Below are 10,782 nucleotides of genomic sequence, written 5' to 3' on the forward strand. Positions count from 1 at the left end.
GCCCGCCCCCCCCCCCCCGCCCCCCCCCCCCCCCCCCCCCCCCCCCCCCCCCGGGGGGGGGGGGCCCGGGCCCCCGGGGGGGGGGGCCCGCCCCCTCCGGCGTTCCGGCGTTCCGGCGTTCCGGCGCAGGCTGGATAGGGTCGGGGTTACCGGCCAGTCGCCCGCAGGAGAGCAGCCCATGAGCACGCCGCCGTTCCTCACCCTTCCCCGCTGCGCCCGCGCGCTGCGGCTGTCGACCAGCCGCGGCGGGTTCGCCGCGCTGCGGGCCGAGCCGGACGGGCCGGTGCGCGGCTCGGCGCTGCTGGTGCCGGGCTTCACCGGCAGCAAGGAGGACTTCATCGCCCTGCTGGAGCCGCTGGCGGCGGCGGGCTACCGGGTGACCGCCGTCGACCAGCGCGGCCAGTACGAGACCGGCGGCCCGGACGACCCGGCCGCGTACGCCGTCGAGGCGCTCGGCGCGGACGTCCGGGCGCTCACCGAGGCCGTGGCCGCCGACGGCGGCGGGCCGCCGCACCTGCTGGGGCACTCCTTCGGCGGCCAGGTGGTCCGGGAGGCGGTGCTGGCCGCGGCCGCGGACGGCCCGTCGCCGTGGCGCTCGCTGACCCTGATGTCCACCGGCCCGGGCGCGATCGATCCGGCCGAGGCGGCCCGCACCAAGCTGCTGCTGGACGTGCTGCCGGTCATGAGCCTGGAGGAGATCTGGCAGGTCATGCGGCAGATGGAGGAGGGCAGCGGGGACCAGAAGCAGCGCCCGGAGCCGGCCGTCGCGGAGTTCCTGCACCGCCGCTGGCTGGCCAACGTGCCGCTGTCACTGAGCGTCACCGGTGGTCATCTGGTCGCCGCGCCGGACAGGGTGGCCGAGCTGGCCGCCGCCACCGCCGGCCTGCCGGTGCTGGTGCTGTCCGGGGTGCGGGACTACGCCTGGCCGGTGCCGGAGCAGAACCGGATGGCGGAGCGCCTGGGGGCCCGCCGGGTGGTCGTCGAGGACGCCGGCCACTCCCCCAACGCCGAACGCCCGGCCGCCACGGCCGGGGCGCTGGCCGCGTTCTGGGCCTGAACCGGGCCGATCCGGAGAGTGGTCTGAACCACTTCTCGAAGTTCGACCGTCTTCAACACAGGACAAAAGTCGTTAGTTACGGTAATCTTTGATTCTGTCCGGGAATCATCGCCGGCCTCCGCGTCGGCGCGAATCAGCCGAAACCTGGACTTCACGGGCGGGCAACGACCCGGAAGCACCACCACGTCACCGTGGTTCACGAGGCACCAGACGCACCGGGCAAGCAGGGGGAGCCCTTGCCGCAGCAGACCGCCGCACGTACGAACCGAGCGATCCGGCCGCACCGCCGGACCCGTAGGACCCCTCAAGGGCTGGTATCCACCCAGCCGCAATCGCCCCGACCGACGGGGCAGGAACAGGAGACGCCCATGACGAAGACCATGCGCTTCGAGATCGTTCGACTGGACGACGCCAACGGCTCCGCCGCCGACCGCCTGATAGCCGACGCCGAGACCGTCCGCGAGTTCGTCCAGGCCGCCGCCCGCACCGGTGAGCGCCTGCTCATCCGCCCGTGCCCGACCGTCTGACCACGCGCGGCGCCTCCGACCGGGAGCCCTCACCCGCCGCCGACGAGCCGGGAGCGTCCGATCCGGACGTTCCGATACCCGACTGACGCCCTGTCACCGCGATCGCCGATGACGGGGCGTCAGTGTGTCCGGGCCCTGCGCCCGTCGACGTTTGCCGCCGCCCGCCACGGGACATCCCCCAACGGGAACCGCCCGTGCCGCGCCGCCCCACCCCGCGCCGAACGGGCCCCGCCACCGACAGGTGCCGCCGAGCCCTCCGTACGGGTGATCGTCCTTGACGCGGCGGTCCGGAGGGAGGAGCGTTGTCGCCTATGAGGGGCGAGCCAAGCTGCCCGAGGTGCGCCGGTCGGGTCCGCGCCCCCGGTCTGTTCTCAGACACCTGGCAGTGCGACCGGCACGGAGCCGTGCACCCGATGCAGCCCGTGCTGCCACCGAGCGTCGAAGCCCTGGGCGTCGCCGTCGCCCGCTCGCAGGTCCCCGTCTGGCTGCCCTGGCCGCTCCCGGTCGGCTGGCTCTACACCGGCATCGCCCACGTCGGCGACGACGTCTCCGGCGCCCGGGCCACCGCCGTCGCCTGCTCCGGACCGGCCCCGCTCGGCGGCTTCGGCGAGCTGGTGCTCGTCGCCGAGGAGCTGGGGGTCGGCCTCGGCGCCCGCTACGCCGGGATGCCCGGGCCCGATCCGGGCGACTCCGTCGGCCTCTACAAGCCCGCCGACGCCAAGCTGCTGGCCGCCGGCCGGCCCACCCCGATGTTCCACATCCCGGACGCCCCGGCCGACCGCGCGGTGTTCGCCGGCGAGGCCCGCGGCCTCTGGCTCTGGGCGGTCGCCTGGCCCGAGCAGTCCGCCCTGGTGATGTACGACGAACTCGTCCTCACCGACCTGCGCGAGGCCGGCGCCGAACTGGACCTGCTCCCCTGCGGGGCCCTCTCCCCCCGCCTGCTGGGATAAGTCCCGTCCGGCCGGGGCCTGGCGCCCTGTCCTATCCTGGGCGGCACCCCGAGCCCCCAGGAGTCCGCCCCGTGCGCATCGACCTGCACGCCCACAGCAACGCCTCCGACGGCACCGACAGCCCGGCCGAACTGGTCGCGGCGGCCGTGGCCGCGGGCCTCGACGTCGTGGCGCTCACCGACCACGACACCGTCGCGGGCCACGCCGAGGCCGCCGGGGCGGTGCGCGCGCTGCCGGCCGGCAGCCGGCTGACCGTCGTCCCGGGCGCCGAACTGTCCTGCGTGGTGGGCGGCGTCAGCATGCACCTGCTGGCGTACCTGTTCGACCCGGACGAGCCGGAGTTCGCGCGCGAGCGGGAGCTGGTGCGCACCGACCGGTTCCGGCGCGGGCGGGCGGTCGTCGAGCGCTGCCGCGAACTCGGCGCGGACATCAGCTGGGAGCAGGTGCAGCGGATCGCCGGGGCCGGCTCGGTCGGGCGCCCGCACATCGCCAGCGCGCTGGTCGAGGCGGGCGTGGTGGCCACCGTCTCGGACGCCTTCACCGCCGAGTGGCTGGCCAACGGCGCCCGGGCGGACGTCCGCAAGCACGAGACCGACCCGATCGAGGCGGTCCGGCTGGTCCGGGCCGCCGGCGGGGTGCCGGTGTTCGCCCACCCCGGCGCGGTCAAGCGCGGGCGGACCGTCCCGGACCAGGTGATCGCCGACCTCGCGGCGGCCGGGCTGGCCGCGCTGGAGGTCGACCACACCGACCACGACGAGGAGACCCGGGTGCGGCTGCGCGGCCTGGCGGGCGAACTGGGGCTGCTGGTCACCGGCTCCAGCGACTACCACGGCAGCCGCAAGACCGTCCGGCTCGGCGAGCACACCACCGATCCCGCGGTGTACGAGGCCCTGCTGGCGCAGGCCACCGGCGCGAAGCCGATCGGCGGCTGAGGGCCGCACGCCGGGGTGCGGGGGCGCGGCGGGAGCGCGGGGCCAGGACGGGAGACCCGCGGCCTGAGCCCCGGTCAGTCCAGCCGGACACCGCGGCGGTCCGGGTCGCGCAGGTCGGCACCCTGGTCCAGCCAGCGCTCCTGGAGCGCGGCCGCGCCGTGCACCCGCTTCCAGCCGGCCTCGTTGGGCGTCATCGGCAGCAGCGGCAGGAAGCGGACCGGGTCGGCCGGCTCGTCCAGCTCCAGGTCCGGCACCAGGCCGCCCGGCTCGGCGGCCAGTACCGAGGTGAACGGCGCGCCGTCCCACAGCGGGGCGCCGAGGTCCAGCGAGCCGCCGGGGGCCACCACCAGCCCCTCGACCTGCGGGGTCGCGGCCAGGGTGGCCAGGCTGCGCAGCACGCTGTCGCGCCCGCCGCGGACGGTCAGCACCAGTTCGGCGCGTGGGCCGCGCAGTTGGTCGGCCACCGGTGCGGTCGGGTCGGCCATCGGCGCGGCGGCCATGCCGAGCGTCGCGTACCGGACCAGGCCGTCGGCGTCCGGGCCGAAGCGCAGCACCTCGATCCGGTCGGTGCCGAGGAAGGTGACCGCGGCGCGGCCGCTCGGCTCGCCGAAGGTGGTGATCAGCCGGGCCTCGACGGCGGCCAGCACCGCCTCCCGGGAGAGCGCCGGGGAGCTGCCGCCGTGGGGTTCGCCGAAGAGCGGGAAGTCGTGCGCCATGCCGGTGAGCGTAACCCCCGGGGGCGGGCCGGCCGTGTGCGGGCGGCCCGGGCAAAGCCTCGGGAAAGCCCGGGGCGCCGATGGTCGGTCAGATGTTAGGGTGAGCGACTGGCCACCGGAAATCCTCAGGTTCCCGGGGCGGCGGCACGAAGGAGGTGGTTGCGGTGGATACCGGCCGACCATGCAGTACCGGCAGCTCTACCCGGCCCCGACTTCCCCGTACCCCTCGCCACGCAGGCTGAACCGGCTGATCCAGCCGAGGTAGCCCGGGCAGGCCGGACGCGGACGAACCGGCCGGGAGAGCACCCTCACCCCCCTTCACCGGTGTTCTTCGCCGTCGCACCACGGCCGCCCGCTCCTCCCCCGCCTTCCGACCGGGGGGACCCCTACGCCGCTGTGCGGCGGCTCCTGTTCCAGGGAGCCTGCCATGTCGATGATCAACAGCCTGCGCGCCGCCGTCCGCACCAACCGCCGCCGCTCCGCGGTCGGCGCGTACGACGCCGTCCCGGTGGGCGCCGGCTCGGCGGTCGTCGACTGCGCGGTGTACCAGCACGGCAAGCGCCACGGCGAGACCTGCAGCCCCCGCGAGGCCGCCCGCCGGATCAAGGCCGCACACCAACTCCCGGACGGGGACGGCTCGTTCAGCTGGATCGGGCTGCACGAGCCGACCGAGGCCGAGTTCGAGGGCATCGCCCAGCGCTTCGGCCTGCACCCGCTCGCGGTCGAGGACGCGGTGCACGCGCACCAGCGGCCCAAGGTCGAGCGCTACGACGACGTGCTGTTCGCCGTCTTCAAGACCATCCGCTACGTCGAGCACGACCAGCTCACCCCGACCAGCGAGGTGGTGGAGACCGGCGAGCTGATGGTCTTCGCCGGGCGGGACTTCGTGATCACCGTCCGGCACGGCGGCCACGGCTCGCTGCAGGAGCTGCGGCACCGGCTGGAGGCCGACGCGGACGAGTCCGGACTGCTCGCCAAGGGCCCGTCCGCGGTGCTGCACGCGATCGCCGACCACGTCGTGGACAACTACCTGCTGGTCTCCGAGCGGCTGCAGAACGACGTGGACGAGATCGAGTACGGCGTCTTCTCGGCCAAGGGCGGGCGCAGCGCCGACGTCGGCCGGGTGTACCAACTCAAGCGCGAGGTACTGGAGTTCAAGCGGGCCGTGGTGCCGCTGCTGCGCCCGATGCAGCAGTTGTCCGAGCCGCTGCAGCGCCTCGTCGACCCGGACATCCAGAAGTACTTCCGGGACGTCGCCGACCACCTGGCCCGGGTCACCGAGCAGGTGCACGGCTTCGACGAACTGCTGAACTCGCTGCTCCAGGCCAACCTGGCGCAGGTCTCGGTGGCGCAGAACGAGGACATGCGCAAGATCACCGCCTGGGCGGCGATCTTCGCCGTGCCCACCATGATCACCGGCGTGTACGGCATGAACTTCGAGTACATGCCCGAGCTGCACCACAAGTACGGCTATCCGATGGTGCTCGGCGCCATCATGCTGATCTGCGTCGGGATGTACCGGGGCTTCCGCCGCAACGGCTGGCTGTAGCCGCCCGCGGCGCCCGCTGGCCGCCGCGGGCGACCAGGACCAGGCCCACCAGGATCAGCACCACCGCCGGATACGCCGCCACCGGGGGCCACTGGCCTAGCCAGAGGGCGGCGATCAGGGCCGCGCCCGGCGTCTCCAGCAGGATCGCGGTGGAGGTGATCGACGGGCCGAGGCTGCGCACCACGCGGTTGCTCAGCGAGTGGCCGAGCAGTTGGGCGGCGACCATCAGCAGCACGATCTGCCACCACACCCCGGCCGGCCAGCCGGCCAGCGGCGTCCCCGCGACCAGGCAGATCGCCAGCAGGCCCACCCCCGTGGTGGCGTAGCAGACCAGCGTGTACGCGGTGGTGCTGACGGTCTTGCGGACCTCCGCGCCCAGCAGCATGTACCCGGCGGCGGCCAGGCCCGCGCCGAGGGCGAGCGCGTCGCCGAGCAGCGCGCGCGGGGAGAGCGAGAGGTCGACGCCGGTCAGCACCAGCACGCCGGCGAAGGCCACGCCCGTACCGAGCCAGACCATCCGGGGGGCGCGGACGCCGAGCAGTCGCATCAGCAGGATGGTCCACAGCGGGGTGGTGGTGACCAGGGCGGTCGCCGAGGCCACCGAGGTCATCCGCAGGCTGGGCATCCAGAGCGCGAAGTGCACGGCGAGCAGTACGCCCGCCGCGATCGCGAGCAGCAGCGCCCGCCGGCCGATCCCGCGCAGTTCGGCGCGGTGGCGCAGCAGCGCGTACGGACCGAGGACGCCGACCGACATGACGTTGCGCCAGAACGCGATCGCCAGCGCGGGCGCGGCGGTGGCGCTGATCAGCGGGCCGGACAGCGAGATGCCGGCGATGGAGACGGCGAGCAGCAGCAGGTCGGCGGTGGGGAGCGGGTGCGCCGGCTCGGTGGCGGTGGCGGTGGCGGCTGGTGCGGGGGCGGTCGCGGGCCGGGCGGCGGGCACGGCGCTCCTCTGCTGGTCACGTGGGCTGGGGCGAGGCGGGGGCCGGACTGAACCGGGCCGGGGCTGGACCAGGCCGGGGCTGGACCAGGCCGGGGCTGGACCAGGCCGGGGCTGGGCGCTCCTACGGTAAGGCCCGTGGCAAGCCGATGGAACTGTCGCCCGACGGCTGAGACAACTCGTGGACGGCGGAGGTCGTACCCTGGGCGCCATGGACCGTACGCCCGCCGCCGCGACCGCCGACGACCTCCTCGACCAGGCCCTGCTGGAGGAGGCCGCGAAGAAGTCCGGCCTCCTCTGGGTCCGCGCGGACGGCCAGGAGCAGGCCCGCCCGCTCTGGCACGCCTGGCACGACGGCGCCGTGGTGGTGGTCGGCGAGGGCGGCGAGCAGCCGCTGCACGGCCTGACCGCCGGATCCGGCGCGGTGGTGACCGTCCGCAGCAAGGACAAGGGCGGCCGGCTGACCGGCTGGAGCGCCCGGGTCTCGGAGCTGGCCCCGGGCGGCGAGGCCTGGCTGGGCGCCGTCGAGGAGCTCAAGGGCAAGCGGCTGAACGCGCCCGACACCGACACCATCACCGACCGCTGGGCCCGCGAGTGCCGGGTGCTGCGCCTGGAGCCCGCCGGAGCGCTGACCGAGCGTCCGGGCGCGATGCCGGACGGCTCGCACGCCGCCCAGCCGATGCCCACCGCGGCCACCACCCGCCGCCCCGTCCCGGCCGGTCTGCCCAAACTGCTGTTCAAGCGCCGCTAAAGATTCACGCCCGGGACTCCTCGGCTGTGTACCGTGCCTCGTCGGGCCGGGCTCGCGACACGCGGGTAGCCTTGCCCGCAGGTGCGCCCCGGCGTACCCGGCACGGCGTCGAACGAGTAGAGGGAGTTCATGGCAGGGCCAGGTACCCGGGTCTTCATCTCCCACCTCTCCGCCCTCGCCGTCTTCGACCCGAACGGCGACCAGGTCGGCCGGGTCCGTGACGTCGTCGTCTCGCTGCGGCTCGGCGGCCGCCCGCCGCGGGTCCTGGGCCTGGTGGTCGAGGTGGTCGGCCGGCGCCGGATCTTCCTGCCGATGACCCGGGTGACCAGCCTGGAGTCCGGCCAGGTGCTCGCCACCGGCGTGATCAACCTGCGGCGCTTCGAGCAGCGCCCGTCCGAGACCCTGGTGCTCGCCGAGCTGCTGGACCGCACCGTCACCTGGTCCAAGACCGGTGAGGACGTCACCGTGCTGGACGTCGGGATGGTGCAGACCCGGATGCGCGAGTGGGAGATCAGCAAGGTCTTCGTCCAGGTCGGCCGGGCCGGCCGGCTGCGCAAGGGCAAGGGCGAGCGGCTCACCCTGGACTGGCAGGACGTCACCGGCTTCACGCTGCCCGAGCAGGACCAGGGCGCCGCCAACCTGCTCGCCACCTTCGACCAGCTGCGCGCCGCCGACCTCGCCAGCGTCATGCACCACCTGTCCGCCAAGCGCCGCGCCGAGGTGGCCGCCGCGCTCGACGACGAGCGGCTCGCCGACGTCCTGGAGGAGCTGCCCGAGGACGACCAGGTCGAGATCATCGGCAAGCTCAAGGACGAACGCGCCGCCGACATCCTGGAGGCGATGGACCCGGACGACGCCGCCGACCTGCTCTCCGAACTGCCCGACGACGAGGCCGAGCGGCTGCTCCAGCTGATGGAGCCGGACGAGGCCGAGCCCGTCCGCCGCCTGCTGTCGTACGAGGAGAACACCGCCGGCGGTCTGATGACCACCGAGCCGGTCGTGCTGGAGCCGGACGCGACCGTGGCCGAGGCGCTCGCCCGCATCCGGGTCTCCGACCACAAGCCCGCGCTCGCCGCGCAGGTGTACGTCTGCCGGCCGCCGAACGAGACCCCGACCGGCAAGTACCTGGGCACCGTGCACTTCCAGCGGCTGCTGCGCGAGCCGCCGTACGTGCTGGTCGGCTCGCTGGTCGACGACGACCTGGACCCGCTGCCGCCGGACACCCCGCTGTCGCTGATCACCAGCTACCTGGCGACCTACAACCTGGTGTCCGCGCCGGTCGTCGACGAGGCCGACCACCTGCTCGGCGCGGTGACCGTCGACGACGTGCTCGACCACCTGCTGCCGGAGGACTGGCGCGAGTCCGTCCTGCACGGCCACGACGACACGGACGGCACGAGGGAAGAGGTGCACGGTGGACGCTGACCGCAAGGGGCGGCGGGACGAGTCCCCCCGCCAACGCATCCAGAGCGAACTGCGGGAACTGCGCCAGCTGCGCGAACTGCGCGGCCGGGAGGGCGGCCGGGAGCGGCGCGCCGAGATCTCCGTGGCCGGCCCGGCCCGCACCCGGCTCGACCAGCCCCGCACCGCCCGGCCCGGGCTGATCTCGCTGCCCGCCTACGACCCGGAGGCGTTCGGCAAGCTCTCCGAACGGATCGCGCGGTTCCTGGGCACCGGCCGCTTCATCGTCTGGATGACGGTGGTGATCATCATCTGGGTGGCCTGGAACACCCTGCTGCCGGAGAACGTGCGCTTCGACAGCTACCCCTTCATCTTCCTCACCCTGGTGCTGTCCCTCCAGGCCTCCTACGCGGCCCCGCTGATCCTGCTCGCGCAGAACCGCCAGGACAACCGGGACCGGGTCAACATGGAGCAGGACCGAGCCCGCAGCGACCGCAACATCGCGGACACCGAGTACCTGACCCGCGAGGTCGCGGCACTGCGGCACGGGCTCGGCGAGGTCGCCACCCGAGACTTCATCCGCTCCGAACTCCAGTCCCTGCTCAAGGAGATCGAGGAGCGCCGGGAGCCCTCCGGGACGCTGTGACCGGCGGCACGCTACCGGCGGGTTAGGGGATCCCCCGAGCGCCGTACCATCAAGGCATGGCCAACGAGACAGAGGTCGCGGCCGGCGTCACGGAGGAGTCCGTACGCCAGGCGCTGGCGACCGTCAACGACCCGGAGATCAACCGCCCGATCACCGAGATCGGCATGGTGAAATCGGTCGGGATCGCCGAGGACGGCGCAGTGCGCGTCGCGGTCTACCTGACCGTCTCCGGCTGCCCGATGCGCGACACCATCGTCACCCGGGTCCGCGAAGCGGTCGGCCGCGTGCCCGGTGTGACCGGCGTCGAGGTCGAGCTCGACGTGATGAGCGACGAGCAGCGCAAGGAGCTCTCCCAGCTGCTGCGCGGCGGCGCCCCCGAGCGGGAGATCCCGTTCGCCAAGCCGGGCACGCTGACCCGGGTCTACGCCGTCGCCTCCGGCAAGGGCGGCGTCGGCAAGTCCTCCGTCACGGTCAACCTGGCCGCCGCGATGGCCGCCGACGGCCTGAAGGTCGCCGTCGTGGACGCCGACATCTACGGCCACAGCGTGCCCCGCATGCTCGGCGTCGAGGGCCGGCCCACCCAGGTCCAGGACATGATCATGCCGCCGCAGTCGCACGGCGTGAAGGTCATCTCGATCGGCATGTTCACCCCGGGCAACGCCCCGGTGGTCTGGCGCGGCCCGATGCTGCACCGCGCGCTCCAGCAGTTCCTCGCCGACGTCTACTGGGGCGACCTGGACGTCCTGCTGCTGGACCTGCCGCCCGGCACCGGCGACATCGCGATCTCGGTGGCCCAGCTGGTTCCCAACGCGGAGATCCTGATCGTCACCACCCCGCAGATGGCCGCCGCCGAGGTGGCCGAGCGGGCCGGCACCATCGCGGTGCAGACCCACCAGAAGATCGTCGGCGTGATCGAGAACATGTCCGGCATGCCGTGCCCGCACTGCGACGAGATGATCGACGTCTTCGGCACCGGCGGCGGCCAGACCGTCGCGGACGCGCTCACCCGCACCGTCGGCGCGACCGTCCCGGTGCTCGGCTCGATCCCGATCGACGTGCGCCTGCGCGAGGGCGGCGACGACGGCCGCCCGGTCGTGCTCGCCGCCCCCGACTCCCCGGCCGGCGCCGCCCTGCGCGCCGTCGCCGGCAAGCTCGGCGGCCGCCAGCGCGGCCTCTCCGGGCTCTCCCTCGGGCTGACCCCGAAGAACAAGTTCTGACGACGCGTCGCCGAAGGGGCCGGGTGGTTCGACCGCGCGGCCCCACCCGAGGGGAGTCTCTGATACACAACTCGGGCCCCAGGTGGTTGTGTCTCG

11 protein-coding genes are annotated in these 10,782 nt (G+C 74.0%); 9 read left to right on the forward strand and 2 right to left on the reverse strand.

Features of this window, described 5'->3' with window-relative positions; all coding sequences use genetic code 11:
* The first annotated feature begins 178 nt into the window (after window positions 1–178).
* The 4 genes from ACFV6D_RS36515 to ACFV6D_RS36530 all read left to right on the forward strand — a co-directional run bounded on the left by ACFV6D_RS36515 (window position 179) and on the right by ACFV6D_RS36530 (window position 3,466).
* Window positions 179–1,057 (forward strand): alpha/beta fold hydrolase, encoded by an 879-nt coding sequence (locus ACFV6D_RS36515; RefSeq protein WP_380563032.1) that lies wholly within the window; start codon window positions 179–181, stop codon window positions 1,055–1,057.
* A gap of 368 nt (window positions 1,058–1,425) precedes the next feature.
* The gene (locus tag ACFV6D_RS36520) at window positions 1,426–1,584 is read left to right on the forward strand and encodes a hypothetical protein (protein WP_159398440.1); all 159 of its coding nucleotides are present in this window, start codon (window positions 1,426–1,428) and stop codon (window positions 1,582–1,584) included.
* A 311-nt stretch (window positions 1,585–1,895) separates the two neighbouring features.
* Window positions 1,896–2,534: a DUF6758 family protein gene (locus ACFV6D_RS36525; RefSeq protein WP_380378426.1), complete on the forward strand. Its 639-nt coding sequence runs from the start codon at window positions 1,896–1,898 to the stop codon at window positions 2,532–2,534.
* 71 nt (window positions 2,535–2,605) lie between these two features.
* On the forward strand, window positions 2,606–3,466 hold the full coding sequence (locus ACFV6D_RS36530; RefSeq protein WP_063347924.1) for a PHP domain-containing protein: 861 nt from the start codon (window positions 2,606–2,608) through the stop codon (window positions 3,464–3,466).
* Window positions 3,467–3,540: 74 nt separating this feature from the next.
* Here ACFV6D_RS36530 and ACFV6D_RS36535 read toward each other — a convergent pair whose 3' ends face one another.
* The gene (locus ACFV6D_RS36535) at window positions 3,541–4,182 is read right to left on the reverse strand and encodes a suppressor of fused domain protein (protein WP_079135643.1); all 642 of its coding nucleotides are present in this window, start codon (window positions 4,180–4,182) and stop codon (window positions 3,541–3,543) included.
* A 427-nt stretch (window positions 4,183–4,609) separates the two neighbouring features.
* Between ACFV6D_RS36535 and corA the strand changes: the two genes are divergently transcribed.
* Entirely contained in the window at window positions 4,610–5,731 is a 1,122-nt protein-coding gene (gene corA, locus ACFV6D_RS36540; RefSeq protein ID WP_063347925.1) for a magnesium/cobalt transporter CorA, read from the forward strand.
* Here corA and ACFV6D_RS36545 read toward each other — a convergent pair.
* Entirely contained in the window at window positions 5,676–6,674 is a 999-nt protein-coding gene (locus ACFV6D_RS36545) for a DMT family transporter (RefSeq protein WP_380563034.1), read from the reverse strand. The two genes, corA and ACFV6D_RS36545, sit on opposite strands and share 56 nt — an antisense overlap.
* A gap of 208 nt (window positions 6,675–6,882) precedes the next feature.
* Between ACFV6D_RS36545 and ACFV6D_RS36550 the strand changes: the two genes are divergently transcribed.
* The 4 genes from ACFV6D_RS36550 (at window position 6,883) to ACFV6D_RS36565 (ending at window position 10,686) form a co-directional block, all read left to right on the forward strand.
* Window positions 6,883–7,422: a hypothetical protein gene (locus tag ACFV6D_RS36550; RefSeq protein WP_063347927.1), complete on the forward strand. Its 540-nt coding sequence runs from the start codon at window positions 6,883–6,885 to the stop codon at window positions 7,420–7,422.
* 129 nt (window positions 7,423–7,551) lie between these two features.
* The gene (locus tag ACFV6D_RS36555; protein WP_380341390.1) at window positions 7,552–8,847 is read left to right on the forward strand and encodes a magnesium transporter MgtE N-terminal domain-containing protein; all 1,296 of its coding nucleotides are present in this window, start codon (window positions 7,552–7,554) and stop codon (window positions 8,845–8,847) included.
* 49 nt (window positions 8,848–8,896) lie between these two features.
* Window positions 8,897–9,469 carry a DUF1003 domain-containing protein gene (locus ACFV6D_RS36560; protein ID WP_079136259.1) on the forward strand — a complete coding sequence of 191 codons (573 nt, stop codon included), beginning with the start codon at window positions 8,897–8,899 and terminating at the stop codon, window positions 9,467–9,469.
* A gap of 56 nt (window positions 9,470–9,525) precedes the next feature.
* On the forward strand, window positions 9,526–10,686 hold the full coding sequence (locus ACFV6D_RS36565; protein WP_063347929.1) for an Mrp/NBP35 family ATP-binding protein: 1,161 nt from the start codon (window positions 9,526–9,528) through the stop codon (window positions 10,684–10,686).
* Window positions 10,687–10,782 lie beyond the last annotated feature (96 nt).

Origin of the sequence: Kitasatospora sp. NPDC059812 (assembly GCF_042732075.1) — a bacterium.
Classification (GTDB): Bacteria; Actinomycetota; Actinomycetes; order Streptomycetales; family Streptomycetaceae; genus Kitasatospora.